General features: G+C 65.1%; 14 protein-coding genes. All 14 read left to right on the top strand.

All coding sequences use genetic code 11. From position 1 onward, the window contains the following. Positions 1–575 precede the first annotated feature (575 nt). Positions 576–4,631: an FAD/FMN-binding oxidoreductase gene (locus U5768_RS21895; protein ID WP_322032478.1), complete on the top strand. Its 4,056-nt coding sequence runs from the start codon at positions 576–578 to the stop codon at positions 4,629–4,631. A 41-nt stretch (positions 4,632–4,672) separates the two neighbouring features. After that, on the top strand, positions 4,673–5,104 hold the full coding sequence (locus U5768_RS21890; protein WP_322032477.1) for an HIT family protein: 432 nt from the start codon (positions 4,673–4,675) through the stop codon (positions 5,102–5,104). Between the two features lie 73 nt (positions 5,105–5,177). After that, positions 5,178–5,591, top strand: a complete 414-nt coding sequence (locus U5768_RS21885) for a DUF971 domain-containing protein (protein ID WP_322032476.1) — start codon at positions 5,178–5,180, stop codon at positions 5,589–5,591. A 90-nt stretch (positions 5,592–5,681) separates the two neighbouring features. Further along, positions 5,682–6,413, top strand: a complete 732-nt coding sequence (gene ubiE, locus U5768_RS21880; protein WP_322032475.1) for a bifunctional demethylmenaquinone methyltransferase/2-methoxy-6-polyprenyl-1,4-benzoquinol methylase UbiE — start codon at positions 5,682–5,684, stop codon at positions 6,411–6,413. 36 nt (positions 6,414–6,449) lie between these two features. Continuing rightward, complete coding sequence (locus U5768_RS21875) at positions 6,450–7,481, top strand: Tim44 domain-containing protein (protein WP_322032474.1); 1,032 nt, start codon at positions 6,450–6,452, stop codon at positions 7,479–7,481. Between the two features lie 129 nt (positions 7,482–7,610). Further along, positions 7,611–8,246 carry an SCP2 domain-containing protein gene (locus U5768_RS21870; RefSeq protein WP_322032473.1) on the top strand — a complete coding sequence of 212 codons (636 nt, stop codon included), beginning with the start codon at positions 7,611–7,613 and terminating at the stop codon, positions 8,244–8,246. A gap of 18 nt (positions 8,247–8,264) precedes the next feature. Further along, entirely contained in the window at positions 8,265–9,842 is a 1,578-nt protein-coding gene (gene ubiB / locus U5768_RS21865; RefSeq protein ID WP_322032472.1) for a ubiquinone biosynthesis regulatory protein kinase UbiB, read from the top strand. A 27-nt stretch (positions 9,843–9,869) separates the two neighbouring features. Continuing rightward, positions 9,870–10,520, top strand: coding sequence for a methyltransferase domain-containing protein (locus tag U5768_RS21860; protein WP_322032471.1), 651 nt, complete (start codon positions 9,870–9,872; stop codon positions 10,518–10,520). A 228-nt stretch (positions 10,521–10,748) separates the two neighbouring features. Beyond that, entirely contained in the window at positions 10,749–11,123 is a 375-nt protein-coding gene (locus tag U5768_RS21855; protein ID WP_322032470.1) for an FmdB family zinc ribbon protein, read from the top strand. A 58-nt stretch (positions 11,124–11,181) separates the two neighbouring features. Further along, positions 11,182–11,823, top strand: coding sequence for a DUF502 domain-containing protein (locus U5768_RS21850; RefSeq protein WP_322032469.1), 642 nt, complete (start codon positions 11,182–11,184; stop codon positions 11,821–11,823). A gap of 64 nt (positions 11,824–11,887) precedes the next feature. Then, entirely contained in the window at positions 11,888–13,693 is a 1,806-nt protein-coding gene (gene aspS, locus U5768_RS21845) for an aspartate--tRNA ligase (RefSeq protein ID WP_322032468.1), read from the top strand. 145 nt (positions 13,694–13,838) lie between these two features. Continuing rightward, complete coding sequence (gene nudB / locus U5768_RS21840) at positions 13,839–14,324, top strand: dihydroneopterin triphosphate diphosphatase (RefSeq protein ID WP_322032467.1); 486 nt, start codon at positions 13,839–13,841, stop codon at positions 14,322–14,324. Between the two features lie 18 nt (positions 14,325–14,342). After that, the gene (gene clsB / locus U5768_RS21835; protein WP_415913954.1) at positions 14,343–15,731 is read left to right on the top strand and encodes a cardiolipin synthase ClsB; all 1,389 of its coding nucleotides are present in this window, start codon (positions 14,343–14,345) and stop codon (positions 15,729–15,731) included. Between the two features lie 268 nt (positions 15,732–15,999). Next, positions 16,000–16,599, top strand: coding sequence for a TetR/AcrR family transcriptional regulator (locus U5768_RS21830; RefSeq protein ID WP_028206015.1), 600 nt, complete (start codon positions 16,000–16,002; stop codon positions 16,597–16,599). Positions 16,600–16,666: the final 67 nt, after the last annotated feature.

Here is a 16,666-nt window from a genome sequence, read left to right as displayed (position 1 = left end):
TTCAGGTAATCGTCGTGGGAGGCCATGCGAGGACGCGCCAGGCGCGGGTTCAGGGCGGGAAAGCGTAAATGATAGCGCCAACGGCTCCCGCTCTGGCGGCGCGGCCAGGCGGTTGGCGCGCAACGCGCCAGCGCCATTCGCCGACCGTCGGGAAGGCAAATGATCGTCAAAGCACGCCTGATCCGGCGCTAACCACACGCCAACGCAAGGGAATCTTGCGCGTTCGCCTCCTTCCCACGCAGCCTCAGCGCGGGCGCGGATCATGCGGTAAAATCCTTTTTCGAAACAAGGATCGGATGATGCACTGGCAACCTCGGACAGCCCATTTGATGCCCGCGCGGCGCGTGACCCGCCCGGCGGCGCAGCGGCACGCCCGCCACGCACGATCGTGTCGCTAAATCCGAGCGCCGGGGAACCATCGGCGTGAGCGTTGCCGCCATGTGCCTCCCCACCCCTTTCGTCCGTAGCCAGCCACAGGCGGACACGATTTCAGAATAGCGCCCCACGCGCCCCGTCAGAATCCGTCGCAGCGGCCGCGAGCCGTGCGCGGAACTGGCCCAAAGAGTCGTCCAACCATGAACGCACCTCAAGTTTTCGATCCTCACGGCGCCGCCACCGCCCTGGCCGCCGACATCGAACCGCGCCTGCGCGAGATTCCGTACAACTACACGTCCTTTTCGGACCGCGAAATCGTCATCCGCCTGCTGGGCGAAGAGGCGTGGAATGCGCTCGCCGAACTGCGTGCGGAGCGCCGCACCGGCCGCTCGGCGCGGATGCTCTACGAGGTGCTGGGCGACATTTGGGTCGTGCGCCGCAATCCGTATCTGCAAGACGATCTGCTCGACAACCCGAAGCGTCGCGCGCTGTTGATCGAGGCGCTCAATCACCGCCTCGCGGAAATCGAGAAGCGCCGCCGCGCCGACCTCCGGGAGCATACGGACAAGGAAGGCGTGGACCGCGCCGCGCGCGTGGAAAAACTGGTCGGCGCGACGCGCCGTGCCATCGACGCTTTCGCGGGCGAATTCGAGAAGATGGCCGACCTGCGCCGCCGCGCCGTCAAGGTACTGGGCAAGCGCACGCAGAAGGACAACATCCGCTTCGACGGCATCGCGCGCGTCTCGCACGTGACCGACGCGACCGACTGGCGCGTGGAATATCCGTTCGTCGTCTTGACGCCCGACACGGAAGCCGAAATCGCCGGCCTCATCAAGGCCTGCTTCGAACTCGGCCTCACCGTGATTCCGCGCGGAGGCGGCACGGGCTACACGGGCGGCGCGGTGCCGCTCACGCCGTTCTCGGCCGTCATCAACACCGAAAAGCTCGAACAGCTCGGCCCGGTCGAGATGACCGACCTGCCGGGCGTGAACCGCAGGGTGGCGACCATTTTCTCGGGCGCGGGCGTGGTCACGCGCCGCGTGACCGAGGCCGCCGACGCCGCGGGCTTCGTGTTCGCCGTGGACCCGACCTCGCTCGACGCGTCGTGCATCGGCGGCAACGTCGCGATGAATGCGGGCGGCAAGAAGGCCGTGCTGTGGGGCACCGCGCTCGACAATCTCGCCTGGTGGCGCATGGTCGACCCGCAGGGCAACTGGCTCGAAGTCACGCGCCTCGACCACAACATGGGCAAGATCCACGACATTCCCGTGGCGCGTTTCGAGCTGAAGTGGTTCGACGGCGAATACGCGCCGGGCGAAAAGCTGCTGCGCACCGAGTCGCTCGAAATCGAAGGCAAGCGTTTTCGCAAGGAAGGGCTCGGCAAGGACGTCACCGATAAATTCCTCGCCGGTTTGCCGGGCGTGCAGAAGGAAGGGTGCGACGGGCTCATCACGTCCGCGCGCTGGGTGCTGCACAAGATGCCCGCGCATACGCGCACGGTGTGTCTGGAATTCTTCGGCCAGGCGCGCGAGGCGATTCCGAGCATCGTCGAGATCAAGGACTATCTGTTCGAAACGTCGAAGCAGGGCGGGGCGATTCTCGCGGGTCTGGAGCATCTGGACGAACGGTATCTGCGCGCCGTGGGCTACGCGACCAAGAGCAAGCGCAACGCGTTTCCGAAGATGGTGCTGATCGGCGACATCGTCGGCGACGATGCCGATGCCGTGGCCGCCGCGACCTCGGAAGTCATCCGCATGGCCAACGGCAAGAGCGGCGAAGGCTTTGTGGCGGTGAGCGCCGAGGCGCGCAAGCGCTTCTGGCTCGACCGCAGCCGCACGGCCGCGATCGCCAAGCACACCAACGCGTTCAAGATCAACGAAGACGTCGTGATTCCGCTCAACCGCATGGGCGAGTACACGGACGGCATCGAGCGCATCAACATCGAACTGTCGATCAAGAACAAGCTGCAACTGGTCGATGCGCTCGAAGCGTTTTTCAAGGCAGGCAAGCTGCCGCTCGGCAAGACCGACGACGCGAACGAAATTCCCTCGGCGGAACTGCTCGAAGACCGCGTGCAGCAGGCGCTCGACCTGCTCAAGCGCGTGCGCGAGCGCTGGACTTTCGTGGGCGAGAAGCTCGACCTGCCGCTGCGCGAGGCGCAGCACTACCTCGTGCAACTGGGCTACGAGTCGCTGGCCGAAAAGTTCGCCGACCGCGTGGACGCGCAAGGCGACGCCAACGTCTTTCACGTGGCCCAGGACCGCACGGTGCGCATCTCGTGGAAGCAGGAAATCCGCGCGGAACTGCGCAAGATCTTCAACGGCGGCGAATTCAAGCCGATCCTCGACGAGACCCAGGCGATCCACAAGAAAGTGCTGCGCGGCCGCGTGTTCGTGGCGCTGCACATGCATGCCGGCGACGGCAACGTGCACACGAACCTGCCGGTCAACTCGGACAACTACGAGATGCTGCAGGACGCGCACCACGCGGTCGCGCGCATCATGAAGCTCGCGCGTTCGCTCGACGGCGTGATCTCGGGCGAGCACGGCATCGGCATCACGAAGCTCGAATTCCTCACCGACGACGAGATCGCCGGGTTCCGCGCCTACAAGCAGCGCGTCGATCCGCAGGGCCGCTTCAACGCGGGCAAGCTGCTCGAAGGCGCCGATCTGCGCAACGCCTACACGCCGTCGTTCGGCCTGATGGGTTACGAATCGCTCATCATGCAGCAGTCCGATATCGGCGCCATTGCCGATTCGGTGAAGGACTGCCTGCGCTGCGGCAAGTGCAAACCGGTGTGCGCGACCCACGTGCCCCGCGCGAACCTGCTGTACAGCCCGCGCAACAAGATTCTCGCCACCTCGCTGCTGGTGGAAGCGTTCCTATACGAAGAGCAGACGCGCCGCGGCGTATCGATCAAGCACTGGGACGAGTTCAACGACGTGGCCGATCACTGCACCGTCTGCCACAAGTGCGTGACGCCGTGCCCAGTCAAGATCGACTTCGGCGACGTGACGATGAACATGCGCAATCTGCTGCGCAAGATGGGCAAGAAGAAGTTCAACCCCGGCAACGCGGCGGGCATGTTCTTCCTGAACGCCACGAACCCGCAGACCATCAATCTCGCGCGCACCGCGATGATGGGCGTGGGCTACAAGGCGCAGCGCCTCGGCAACGACGTGCTCAAGAAGTTCGTGAAGAAGCAGACGGCGCATCCGCCCGCGACCACGGGCAAGCCGGCCGTGGTCGAGCAGGTGATCCACTTCGTCAACAAGAAGATGCCGGGCAACCTGCCGAAGAAGACGGCGCGCGCGCTGCTCGACATCGAAGACAACAAGATCGTGCCGATCATCCGCAATCCGAAGACGACGAATGTGGATTCGGAAGCGGTGTTCTACTTCCCCGGTTGCGGTTCGGAGCGTCTGTTCTCGCAGGTGGGTCTTGCCACGCAAGCCATGCTCTGGGAAGCGGGCGTGCAGACGGTGCTGCCGCCGGGCTACCTGTGCTGCGGCTATCCGCAGCGCGGCTCGGGCCAGTACGACAAGGCCGAGAAGATCGTCACGGACAACCGCGTGCTGTTCCACCGCGTCGCGAACACGCTCAATTACCTCGACATCAAGACGGTAGTGGTGTCGTGCGGGACGTGCTACGACCAGCTCGCCGGTTATGAATTCGACAAGATTTTCCCGGGATGCCGCATCATCGACATCCACGAGTTTCTGCTGGAGAAGGGCATCAGGCTCGATGGCGTGTCGGGCACGCGCTACATGTACCACGACCCGTGCCACACGCCGATCAAGACGATCGACCCGGTCAAGCTCGTCAACGAACTCATGGGTTCGGAAAAGGACGGTTACAGGATCGAGAAGAACGATCGCTGCTGCGGCGAATCGGGCACGCTGGCCGTGACGCGCCCGGACATTTCGACCCAGGTGCGTTTTCGCAAGGAAGAGGAAATCCGCAAGGGCGCGGCGAAGCTGCGCGGCATTCCGGTCGTGGCGACTGGCGTAAGCGGCGCCAACGGCGTGCAGCCGGCCACGGCGCAGGAAGCGGGCGGGCAGGGTACGACGCAGGACGTCAAGATTCTGACGAGCTGCCCGTCGTGCCTCCAGGGTCTGTCGCGGTACAACGAGGACGCCAACATCGAAGCCGACTACATCGTGGTGGAAATCGCCCGACACGTGCTTGGCGAAAACTGGATGGCGGACTACGTTCAGAACGCGAACAATGGCGGAATCGAGCGCGTGCTGGTCTAATGGCAGCGCTCAATTTTCGGTGAACCGGTTCGGGGACGACGATGACATGCGTATTCTGCAGTGAGGAAGGCGGCGATGTGCTGTGGCAGGACGAGCGCATGCGTGTCGTGCTCGCGACTGCCGAGGCCGACTATCCGGGCTTTTGCCGGGTCATCTGGAATGCGCACGTCGCCGAATTCTCGGACCTGGGCGCGCCCGACCGGGAACATCTGATGCGGGCCGTCTACGCCGTCGAGCGTGCGCTGCGCCGTGTCATGCAGCCTTCGAAGGTGAACCTGGCGAGCCTCGGCAACCAGGTGCCGCACGTGCACTGGCACGTCATCCCGCGCTTCACGAACGACGCGCATTTCCCGCTGCCCGTGTGGGCGCCGCGCCAGCGCACGGTGTCCGAGGCGATGCTGGGCCAGCGCCGCGCGCAGGCCACGCTGCTGCGCGACGCGGTGCGCCAGGAAATGGATCAGGCGCTGGCCTGAGGGCGCGGCGGCAGGCGGCCAACCGTGGGTCCAACCGTGGGGCCAACTGTAGGGTCAACAGCAGGAAACGATCATGAGTGGACTGAAATCCGATACGCCGGTGCCAACGGGCGTCGTGGTGCACGCCGTCTCCCGCGTGCTGGAACTCCAGTATGCGAACGGCGAAAGCTACCGCGTGCCGTTCGAGCTGATGCGCGTGTGTTCGCCCTCGGCGGAGGTGCGCGGGCATGGCCCCGGCCAGGAAACGCTGCAGACGGGCAAGCGCGAGGTGACGATTACGGCGCTGGAAGGCGTCGGCAACTACGCGTTGCAGCCCACGTTCTCCGACGGCCACAACACCGGCATCTATTCGTGGGACCAGCTCTACGACCTGGCCACGCGCCAGGACGAACTCTGGGCCGACTATTTCGCCAGACTGAAGGCGGCGGGCGTCGAGCGCGACGCACCGATGGCGGCGCCCCCTGCCGCGCATGGCCACTGCCACTGACGCTTCCTGTTACGATCCTGCCCCGCCGCTTCTCTGACAGACGCGGCGCAGCACCTCAATAGAACACCTTTCCGCCAAAGGACGAGCGCGATGAGCAAAACCCACTTCGGCTATCAGACAGTCGACGAACAGGACAAGGCGAAGAAGGTGGCCGGCGTGTTTCACTCGGTCGCCTCGAACTACGACCTGATGAACGATCTGATGTCGGGCGGGCTGCACCGCGCGTGGAAGGCGTTCACGATCGCCCAGGCGAACATCCGGCCGGGCGCGAAGGTGCTCGACATCGCGGGCGGCACCGGCGACCTTTCCATGGCGTTCGCGAAGAAAGCGGGCCCGACGGGCGAGGTCTGGCACACCGACATCAACGAGTCGATGCTGCGCGTCGGCCGCGACCGCCTCATCGACAACGGCGTGATCACGCCGGCGCTCCTGTGCGACGCCGAGAAGATTCCCTTCCCGGACAACTACTTCGACGTGGTGACCGTGGCGTTCGGCCTGCGCAACATGACGCACAAGGACGCCGCGCTCGCCGAGATGCGCCGCGTGCTCAAGCCGGGCGGCCGCGTGATGGTGCTCGAATTCTCGAAGGTTTGGGAGCCGCTCAAGAAGGCGTACGACGTGTATTCGTTCAAGGTGCTGCCGTGGCTGGGCAAGCGCTTCGCCCAGGATGCGGAGAGTTATCAGTACCTCGCGGAATCGATCCGCATGCATCCGGACCAGGAAACACTCAAGACGATGATGGAACAAGTCGGCCTCGATGCCGTCAAATATTACAATTTGTCAGCTGGCGTGGTAGCCTTACACGTCGGCACAAAGTATTAGTGTTCCCAACTCTCTGTCTTTAAAGGATTTTTCATCATGTCTGAGCCCCGAATCGATGCTTCCAGAAAGCTTTCAACATCGTGGGCCAGACGAATCGGCGTACTGGCCCTTGCCGGCGTGATGATCGCGGGCAGCCTCGCGTCGTTCGACGCGGAGGCTCGCCGCATGGGTGGCGGCCGCAGTTTCGGCAGGCAGTCGTCAACGGCTACGCAGCGCAGCACCACGCCGCCCCCGGCGCAGCCCAGCCCTGCCAATCCCGCCCAGCAGGCGGGCGCCCAGCGCGCGCCCGGCACGCCGGCCCCCACGCCCGCAGCCGCACCGGCGCGCAACCGCTGGCTCGGCCCTATCGCAGGCCTCGCGGCCGGTCTCGGCATTGCCGCGCTGCTGTCGCACTTCGGTCTCGGCGAGGCGTTCGCCGGCATGATGGCCAACATGATCGTGATCGCGATCATCGCCTTTATCGCCGTGTGGCTGATCCGCAAGTTCATGAGCCGCCGCCGCGCCGTGGAACCCGCGTACCAGACCGGCGGCGCTTACGGTTCGTCGAACAGCCTGAACGCGTCGTCGGGCGGCTATCAGCCGCAGGAGCCGCGCTACACCGCGCCGCCCACCGGGCCATACCTCGCGCCTGAAGCCAATCCGCTCAGCACGCCGAGCATCGAGACGCCCGCGGCCGCGCCCGCGTCGATTCCCGCTGGCTTCGACACCGAAGCCTTCGTGCGCAACGCGAAGGTCTATTTCGTGCGTTTGCAGGCCGCGTGGGACGCCGGGAACATGGACGACATCCGCGAATTCACAACGCCCGAAATGTTCGCCGAAATCCGTGTGGACCTCGCGGGGCGCGGCGCACAGCCCAACCAGACCGACGTCGTGCAACTCAACGCAGACCTGCTCGGCGTGGAAGATCGCGGCAACGAATACCTTGCGAGCGTGCGTTTCTCTGGCCTGATTCGCGAAACCGCGGGCGCGCCGGCCGAGCCGTTCGTCGAGGTATGGAATCTTTCGAAGTCGCGCACGTCGGGCGAAGGCTGGCTGCTCGCGGGCATCCAGCAAGTCGACTCTCACTGAGTTCGCAACGCCAGGCAGCCGCCGCACCGCGTTGTGCAGGACAGGATGGCGGCGCGATCCTACGGCTCGAACGCTACAATAGGAACCCGCCCGGGCCGGTGCCCGTGCGGGTTTTCTTATTCCACGCCGATGACTCTTGCCGCCAAGCCCTTCGCTGCTGCCGTCAATCACCTCCTCGCCCGCGAAACGTGGGCGCGAGAGCGTCTCGCACCGTACGCCGGCAAGACGGCGCGCCTCACATGCCCGCCTGTCGTGCTCACGCTGCTCGTGCAGCCGGACGGCTATCTGGGCGCGGTGGAGGACCACGAGGCGGGCGACGTCGACGTGACGCTGTCGTTGCCCGCGGGCGCGCTTTCGTCGTTCGTGCAGGGCGGCCAGGCGGCCGTGATGAAGCACGTGAAGATCGAGGGCGATGCGGAGTTCGCGCAGGTCATCGGCAAGCTGGCTGAGCATCTGCGCTGGGAGCCCGAAGAGGACCTCGCAAAGCTGATCGGCGACGCGCCGGCTTCGCGCATCGCCACGCTCGCGCGCGCCGCGAGCGAACAGGCGCTGCGCACGGGCCGCAACGTGCTCGGCTCGGTCACGGAATATCTGCTCGACGAAAATCCGCAACTCGTGCGGCGCGCCGAACTCGACGGCTTTAACGACGAGCTGTCGCGCGCACGCGATGCGCTGGCGCGCGTGGAAAAGCGCCTCGAGCGGCTCGAACAAAAATCACAGGCTAGCGGCGGGAGCCAGAGCGCCGCACCGCGCGGCTCGCGCTAGTCAACAGGCCCCCCAGACATGCGTTTTCTGCGTTTTCTCAAGATTTTCTTCACCGTCATCCGCTTCGGCCTGGACGAGATGATGTTGAGCCGGATCAACGACCGGCGGGTGGCGCTGCTCCTGCGCATCACCACGATCGGCCGTCGCTTCGACGACCCGCCCGGGCTGCGCTTGCGGCTCGCGCTGGAAAGCCTCGGTCCGATCTTCGTGAAATTCGGCCAGGTGCTGTCCACGCGCCGCGACCTGTTGCCGCCCGACATCGCCAACGAACTCGCGAAGCTTCAGGACCAGGTGCCCCCGTTCGATTCGAACGTGGCGATCGCGTTGATCGAAAAGTCGCTGGGCGCGCCGGTCGACACGATTTTCGACGAGTTCGAGCGAGTGCCGGTGGCGAGCGCGTCGATTGCGCAGGTGCACTTCGCCAAGGTGAAGTCGGGGCAGCACGCGGGCAAGCCGGTGGCGGTGAAGGTGCTCCGCCCGAACATGCGTCCGGTGATCGACTCCGACCTCGCGCTGCTGCGCGACATCGCCGTATGGGCCGAGCGCCTGTGGGCCGACGGCAAGCGCCTGAAGCCGCGCGAAGTGGTGGCCGAATTCGACAAGTACCTGCACGACGAACTCGACCTCATGCGCGAGGCCGCCAACGGCAGCCAGTTGCGCCGCAATTTCGCGGGCCTCGACTTGCTGCTCGTGCCGGAAATGTACTGGGAATTCAGCACCGCCAACGTGCTCGTGATGGAGCGCATGGTCGGCGTGCCGATCAGCCAGGTGGACAAGCTGCGCGCGGCGGGCGTGGACATTCCAAAGCTCGCGCGCGAAGGCGTGGAGATCTTCTTCACACAGGTGTTCCGCGACGGCTTTTTCCACGCCGACATGCACCCTGGCAACATCCAGGTGAGCCTCGACCCCGCGCATTTCGGCCGTTATATCGCGCTGGATTTCGGCATCGTCGGCGCGCTGTCGGATTTCGACAAGAACTACCTCGCGCAGAACTTTCTCGCGTTTTTCAAGCGCGACTACCATCGCGTGGCGACGCTGCACATCGAGTCGGGATGGGTGCCGCCCCATACGCGCGTGGAAGAACTGGAAAGCGCGATTCGCGCCGTGTGCGAACCGTATTTCGATCGCGCGCTGAAGGACATATCGCTCGGCCAGGTGCTGCTTCGTCTCTTTCAGACTTCGCGGCGCTTCAACGTGGAAATCCAGCCGCAGCTCGTGCTGCTGCAAAAGACCATGCTCAACGTCGAAGGCCTTGGGCGCTCGCTCGACCCGGAACTCGATCTCTGGAAAACGGCGAAGCCTTATCTCGAGCGCTGGATGACCGAGCAGATCGGCCTGCGCGGCTGGTACGAGCGCTTCAAGATCGAGGCGCCGCAATGGAGCAAGACGCTGCCGCAACTGCCGCGCCTCGTGCATCAGGCGCTGCTGCACCGCCAGGAACCGGGCGGTTTCGCAAACGACGAGACGATCCGCGCGATGCTCGCCGAGCAACGCCGCACGAACCGCCTGCTGCAAGGCTTGCTGGTGTTCGGCGTGGCCGTGGGCGTGGGCATGGTGGCGGCGCGGGTATGGCTCGCGTTCGCCTACGGCGGCTGACGGACCACGAGAACAAGGAGTGAGGCGATGAGCGACCCGACCCTGCCGCCGCAACCGGGCGACGTGCCCGAGTTCGAAACCCGCGACCCGGCGTCGCCCTCGTTCTGGGACGAGCGCTTCGAGCGCGGCTTCACGCCTTGGGACCAGGCGGGCGTGCAGCGCCAGTTCGAGGCCTTCGCCACGGCGCACCCCGAGGCGGCCGTGTTGATTCCCGGCTGCGGCAACGCCTGGGAGGCGCGCTGGCTCGCCGAGCGCGGCCGCACGGTGCGCGCCGTCGACTTCGCGCCGGCCGCGGTCGCGAGCGCGCGCGCAGCGCTGGGCCAATATGCCGACGTGGTCGAAGAGGCGGACTTTTACGCCTACACGCCGCCGTTCACGCCGGCCTGGGTGTTCGAGCGCGCGTTCCTGTGCGCGCTGCCCAAGGCGCAGCGCGCGAGCTACGCCGCCCGCATGGCCGGGCTGTTGCAGCCGGGCGCGCTGCTGGCGGGCTACTTCTTCATCGGCGAGACGCCCAAGGGGCCGCCGTTCGCCATCGCGCGCGACGAACTCGACGCCTTGCTCACGCCGTACTTCACGCTGGCCGACGATCGGCCGGTCGCCGATTCCCTGTCCGTGTTCGCGGGGCGCGAGCGCTGGCTCGTGTGGCGCCGCAACGACGTCGCGCCGCCGCAGGTTTGAGCCGCGTTTGAGCGGCTTCGCGCGGGCGCGCCATGCGCTCGCCGCCCGCGCCGCCGCCCGCGCTCTTGATGCGCGCGCAAGCTGCCCTCATGTGAGCGGGGGCGGCCGCAACCCATCGACGCTACCCGCTCGACGCCCAACCCCGGTAAATGCCAGGGGCGATCCTGGTTTGCGGCTATAATTCAAGGCTTTGCAAGCAATTATCAGATTTTCATCAGGATAGAGATCATGCCGATCTACGCTTATCGCTGCGAGTCGTGCGGCTTCGACAAGGACGTCCTCCAAAAGATGAGCGATGCGCCGCTGACGCAGTGCCCGAGCTGCGGCGCGGACACATTTCGCAAGCAGGTCACTGCGGCGGGCTTCCAGTTGAAGGGTTCGGGCTGGTACGTCACCGATTTCCGCGGCGGCAACAGCGGCAACGGCGGCAAGAGCGGCGGCGCTGAGGCTGGCGCGAAGGCGGCTGGCGAAAACGCGTCGTCGGGAGAAGGCAGCAAGCCGGCGGCCGAAAGCGCTGCTGGCGGTTCCGGCGACTCGGGCGCAGCCGCGAGCACGCCGGCAAGCGCGCCGGCGAGCCCGTCCACCCCGGCAGCCTCGACCTGAAAAACCTGCGGCGCGATTCCTGCATTTCCGGGGAGAAGCGCCGCGTTTGGCGGTGTAAATGACGATCAAGAAAGCGACGTTCAAATCGGTATTCCTGACCGGCCTGCTGGTGCTGGTGCCGCTGGCCATCACGCTGTGGGTGCTGAACCTCGTCATCGGCACGATGGATCAGACGCTGCTGCTGCTGCCCGATTCGTGGCGGCCGGAGCGCGTGTTCGGCCTGCGCCTGCCGGGCCTCGGCGCCGTGCTCACGCTTGCATTCATCTTCGGGGTCGGCCTGCTCACGCACAACTTCATCGGCCAGAAGCTGGTGGAGTGGTGGAACGCGCTGGTGCGGCGTATTCCCATCATCGGACCGCTGTACGGCAGTATCCAGCAGGTTTCCGATACACTGCTTTCGAGCAACGGTAACGCATTTCGCAAGGCGCTCCTGATCGAGTACCCGCGCAAGGGTTCGTGGACCATCGCGTTTCTCACCGGCATTCCCGGCGGCGACGTGGTCAACCACTTGCAGGAAGATCACGTGAGCGTATATGTGCCGACTACGCCGAATCCCACGTCGGGCTTTTTCCTGATGGTGCCAAAGAGCGAGGTGGTCGAGCTGGACATGACCGTCGACGCCGCGCTCAAGTATATTGTTTCGATGGGCGTGGTCGCGCCGGCAACCTCTCCACGCCGCCCCATCGATCCTCCGCTTTAAATACCGGACGACGCGCGAGCGCGCGCCGCGCCCGTTCATTCATGCATAACGAAAGACGAACATCATGTCGATGAGATCTGAATACTGCGGTCTGGTGACCGAAAAGCTGCTGGGCCAAACCGTTTCGCTGTGCGGCTGGGTGCAGCGCCGCCGCGACCATGGCGGCGTCATCTTCATCGACCTGCGCGACCGCGAGGGCCTCGTTCAGGTCGTCTGCGACCCGGACCGCGCGGAAATGTTCAAGACCGCCGAGGGCGTGCGCAACGAGTTTTGCGTGCAGGTGAAAGGTCTCGTTCGCAATCGTCCGGAAGGCACGGTCAACGCCAGTCTCACGAGCGGCAAGATCGAAGTGCTGTGCCACGAAATCGTGGTGCTCAACGCGTCGGTCACGCCGCCGTTCCAGCTCGACGACGACAACCTCTCGGAAACCACGCGCCTCACGCATCGCGTGCTCGACCTGCGCCGTCCGCAGATGCAGCACAACCTGCGTCTGCGCTACCGCGTGACGATGGCCGTGCGCAAGTATCTCGACTCGCTCGGCTTCATCGACATCGAAACGCCGATGCTCACCAAGAGCACGCCGGAAGGCGCTCGCGACTATCTCGTGCCGTCGCGCGTGAACGCGGGCCAGTTCTTCGCGCTGCCGCAGTCGCCGCAGCTCTTCAAGCAGTTGCTGATGGTGGCGAACTTCGATCGCTACTACCAGATCGTCAAGTGCTTCCGCGACGAAGACCTGCGCGCCGACCGTCAGCCCGAATTCACGCAGATCGACTGCGAAACGTCGTTCCTCGGCGAGCAGGAAATCCGCGATCTGTTCGAAGACATGGCGCGTCACGTGTTCAAGGAAACGATCGGCGTCGAACTCGACGCGAAGTTCCCGATCATGCCGTACTCGGAAGCCATGAGCCGTTTCGGTTCGGACAAGCCCGACCTGCGCGTGAAGCTCGAATTCACCGAACTGACGGACGCCGTCAAGGACGTGGATTTCAAGGTGTTCAGCACGCCGGCCAACAGCAAGGACGGCCGCGTGGCCGCACTGCGCGTGCCGAAGGGCGGCGAACTCTCGCGCGGCGACATCGACGGCTACACGGAATTCGTGCGCATCTACGGCGCGAAGGGCCTCGCCTGGATCAAGGTCAACGAAGTCGCGAAGGGCCGTGACGGTCTGCAAAGCCCGATCGTCAAGAACCTGCACGACGCGTCGATCGCCGCGATCCTCGAGCGCACCGGCGCACAAGATGGCGACATCATCTTCTTCGCGGCCGACCGCGCGAAGGTCGTGAACGACAGCCTGGGCGCGTTGCGCCTGAAGATCGGCCATTCGGAATTCGGCAAGGCCAATGGTCTCGTCGAGAAGGGCTGGAAGCCGCTGTGGGTGATCGACTTCCCGATGTTCGAATACGACGAGGAAGAAAACCGCTACGTGGCCGCGCACCACCCGTTCACGAGCCCGAAGGACGAGCACCTGGAATACCTCGAAACGGACCCCGGCCGCTGCCTCGCGAAGGCGTACGACATGGTGCTGAACGGCTGGGAAATCGGCGGCGGCTCGGTGCGTATCTATCAGGAAGACGTGCAGAGCAAGGTGTTCCGCGCGCTCAAGATCAACGCCGAAGAAGCCCGCGCGAAGTTCGGCTTCCTGCTCGACGCGCTGCAATACGGCGCGCCGCCGCACGGCGGTATCGCGTTCGGTCTGGACCGCATCGTCACGATGATGGCCGGCGCCGACTCGATCCGCGACGTGATCGCGTTCCCGAAGACGCAGCGCGCGCAGTGTCTGCTTACCCAGGCGCCGAGCCCGGTGGACGAGCGCCAACTGCGCGAACTGCACATCCGTCTGCGTCAGCCCGAGCAGAAGACGGCGCAGTAAGCCATCCCCTGCTGCGAAGGCCCTTGGGCTTTCGCATTGCAACAACAGAAAAGGCGCATCGTGCGCCTTTTTTGCTTTTTGCGTTAAATTACCTTTAGACGCGCCGCAAGCGCGCAGCGCGCGTTCCTCCCCACGCTCCATCGCCATGCAGAAGCCGCCGAAGATTCCGGAATCCGTACTCGTCGTCATCCATACGCCGCAACTGGAGGTGCTGATCATCGAACGCGCTGACCGGCCCGGTTTCTGGCAGTCGGTCACAGGCTCGAAGGATCGCCTCGACGAGCCGTTCGCCGAAACCGCGGCGCGCGAGGTGGGCGAGGAGACGGGCATTGCCGTCGGCGGCCCGGGCGTGCCGCAGGCGGCGCTGCTCGACTGGCATCACGAGATCGAGTACGAAATCTACCCCGTGTGGCGTCATCGTTATGCGCCCGGCGTCGTGCGCAACACCGAGCACTGGTTCAGCCTGGAAGTGCCCGCGGGCACAGTCGTCACGCTCGCGCCGCGCGAGCATACGGCTTACGTGTGGCTGCCCTACGAGCAGGCGGCCGCGAAGTGCTTCTCGTGGTCGAATCGCGAGGCCATCCTGCAGTTGCCCGAGCGCCTGCGCGAAGGGCGCGAGGCACGCGGGTGATCGGAAAATGAACCGACCATGAGCGAAACCAGTACCGATCCCGGCATCGAATCGCAGCGCGTGGTGAGGCTGCGCGAGGCGCTGCTCGGCCGGCGCTATCGTTCGCGCTATCGCTTCACGAGCGGCAACGATGTGCGTCTGTTCGACTCGAGCGCCCAACTGTTCGGCGCGATGATCGAACGCATCGACGCCGCCGAACGCGACGTCGCGCTCGAAACCTATATCTTCTGCGACGACGACATCGGCCGCGCGCTCTCCGAGGCACTCATGCGCGCGGCGGCGCGCGGCGTGCGCGTGCGCGTCATCACCGACGGCATCGGCACGCCGCGCCTCACGCTCTTCGCGCCGTGGTCGGGCGCCGGGGTCGAACATCGCGTCTACAACCCGCATATCTTCGGGCGCTTCGGTTTTTCGCGCACGCACCGCAAGCTCGCCGTGATCGACGACCAGTTCGCGTATTGCGGCGGCATTAACGTGATCGACGATTTCGAGCAGGACGGCCACCGGCTGCCGTATTCGCGCTGGGATTTCGCCGTCGAACTGCACGGCCCCGTGGTCGTGGACGTGCGGCTTGCGATCGAGCAGCAGTGGCGGCGTATCCGGCTCGGCTACCGGCCGCCGCTGCCCCAGCAGCTTGCGCCGGGCGTGCCCGCGAGTGCGGGCTTCATGTCGCCGCATCCCACCGGCCACACGGTGGGGCGTCCCACGCAGATCGTCGACGACGCGTTGCGCGCGCTGGCGCCCACCGTGCGCTCGTCGCGCGCGAGGGGCATCTTCACGCGGCTGCGCGAACGTCTGCGCGCGAGCGTGCGCGACCCGCGCACGGCGCACGTGCCCTGCGTGGCGTTCGTTGCGCGCGACAACGTGGTGAACCGGCGCGCCATCGAAAAGGCCTATCTCGACGCCATCGGCGAGGCGCGCAAGGAAGTCCTGCTCGCCAATCCGTACTTCATGCCGGGCCGGCGGCTGCGCCGCGCGCTCGTGAGCGCCGCGGAGCGCGGCGTGGCGGTCAGGCTTCTGGTCGGACGAAAGGAATTCAAGGTGCTCGACTACGGAGTGCCGTTCCTGTACCACCAGCTTCTAAGCGCCGGCGTGCAGATTGCGGAGTACGAGAAAACGATGCTCCACGGCAAGGTGGCCGTGGTCGATTCGACCTGGGGCACCGTGGGTTCCTCGAACCTCGATGCGCTCAGCCTCGTGCTCAACAACGAGGCCAACGTCCTGCTCGTGCAGCATCCGCAAATCGAACAACTGCGCGACGAGATTCTCACGGCATTCGCCGACGCCGCGCAGATCGACCGCGCGCGCTACGAGGCGCGCCCATGGCAGGTGCGGGCCGTGAACTGGCTCGCGTGGGCGTTTTATCGTGCGCTTATGAAGCTCATCACCGTGGGCGGCTACGACTAGAAACAGAACGCGGCCACAGATGACATGGCGGTTCCCGGCGCGAACCCCTGCCATACGAATCGGCGCAAGTGCAATCGAGAAAATGTCGGCTTGTGCGCGGCGCCCGAACCCCGAAAATTAGAGTACCGGTTAGAAATCGGTTTCTAATAAATTCCTTGTTTCACGGACGGCTGTCCTCAACAATAGTACGGCCGTTCGATTTAATTCCGGCCCAGATGCAAGCAGTTGAAGGCTACATCGCGGCCACATCGTTACGGTAAAGAAAGCTATGCGAAAAGGCGAACAGACACGAGCCGCCATTCTGGATGCAGCACTCGACCTGGCAGGTCGCGATGGGCTGGAAGGACTGACCATTGGCCTGCTCGCCGAGCGCATGCAGATGAGCAAGAGTGGCGTCTTCGCTCACTTCGGGTCTCGGGAAGACCTGCAGGTCGAGGTGGTGCGCGAGTACCACCGTCGATTCGAGGAAGAAGTCTTCTTTCCGAGCTTGCGCGAGCCGCGCGGTTTGCCGCGCTTGCGTGCGATGCTGTCGCGATGGTTCGAGAAGCGCATCCACGAGGTCACGACCGGCTGCATCTACATCAGCGGCGCGGTGGAGTACGACGACCGCGCGGACAGCCAGGTGCGCGAGACGCTCGTGGCGAGCGTGTCGATGTGGCGCGCGGCGCTCCTGAGGGCCATTTCGCAGGCAATAGAGGAAGGCCATTTGCGCAAGGAGACGGATCCCGCGCTGATGCTCTTCGAACTGTATAGCGTGACGCTCGGCCTGCATCATGACGGCCGCTTCCTGCATCTGCCGGACGCGGTCGAGCATACGTGGGCCGCGTTCGAGAAGCTGATTGTTTCGTATCAGAGCGAGACCCAGTAGCGTCCAGGCCGCAACATCGAAGTCGCGGCGGCGCGCGAGGGACCCGAAGCTCGAATTTTTGGAGAGA

Origin of the sequence: Paraburkholderia sp. J76 (assembly GCF_905220295.1) — a bacterium.
GTDB lineage: Bacteria > Pseudomonadota > Gammaproteobacteria > Burkholderiales > Burkholderiaceae > Paraburkholderia.
The sequence above is the reverse complement of the archived record's forward strand: the minus strand, read 5'-3'. Positions and strand labels throughout refer to the sequence as shown.

What these genes read in the sequence shown, in the direction of transcription:
- U5768_RS21870 (WP_322032473.1), top strand. Translation starts at nt 7,611, where the DNA reads ATGACTCTTGCCGCCAAGCCCTTCGCTGCTGCCGTCAATCACCTCCTC.
- U5768_RS21830 (WP_028206015.1), top strand. Translation starts at nt 16,000, where the DNA reads ATGCGAAAAGGCGAACAGACACGAGCCGCCATTCTGGATGCAGCACTC.
- U5768_RS21890 (WP_322032477.1), top strand. Translation starts at nt 4,673, where the DNA reads ATGACATGCGTATTCTGCAGTGAGGAAGGCGGCGATGTGCTGTGGCAG.
- U5768_RS21875 (WP_322032474.1), top strand. Translation starts at nt 6,450, where the DNA reads ATGTCTGAGCCCCGAATCGATGCTTCCAGAAAGCTTTCAACATCGTGG.
- ubiB (WP_322032472.1), top strand. Translation starts at nt 8,265, where the DNA reads ATGCGTTTTCTGCGTTTTCTCAAGATTTTCTTCACCGTCATCCGCTTC.
- nudB (WP_322032467.1), top strand. Translation starts at nt 13,839, where the DNA reads ATGCAGAAGCCGCCGAAGATTCCGGAATCCGTACTCGTCGTCATCCAT.
- U5768_RS21885 (WP_322032476.1), top strand. Translation starts at nt 5,178, where the DNA reads ATGAGTGGACTGAAATCCGATACGCCGGTGCCAACGGGCGTCGTGGTG.
- aspS (WP_322032468.1), top strand. Translation starts at nt 11,888, where the DNA reads ATGTCGATGAGATCTGAATACTGCGGTCTGGTGACCGAAAAGCTGCTG.
- U5768_RS21855 (WP_322032470.1), top strand. Translation starts at nt 10,749, where the DNA reads ATGCCGATCTACGCTTATCGCTGCGAGTCGTGCGGCTTCGACAAGGAC.
- ubiE (WP_322032475.1), top strand. Translation starts at nt 5,682, where the DNA reads ATGAGCAAAACCCACTTCGGCTATCAGACAGTCGACGAACAGGACAAG.
- U5768_RS21850 (WP_322032469.1), top strand. Translation starts at nt 11,182, where the DNA reads ATGACGATCAAGAAAGCGACGTTCAAATCGGTATTCCTGACCGGCCTG.
- U5768_RS21860 (WP_322032471.1), top strand. Translation starts at nt 9,870, where the DNA reads ATGAGCGACCCGACCCTGCCGCCGCAACCGGGCGACGTGCCCGAGTTC.
- clsB (WP_415913954.1), top strand. Translation starts at nt 14,343, where the DNA reads ATGAGCGAAACCAGTACCGATCCCGGCATCGAATCGCAGCGCGTGGTG.
- U5768_RS21895 (WP_322032478.1), top strand. Translation starts at nt 576, where the DNA reads ATGAACGCACCTCAAGTTTTCGATCCTCACGGCGCCGCCACCGCCCTG.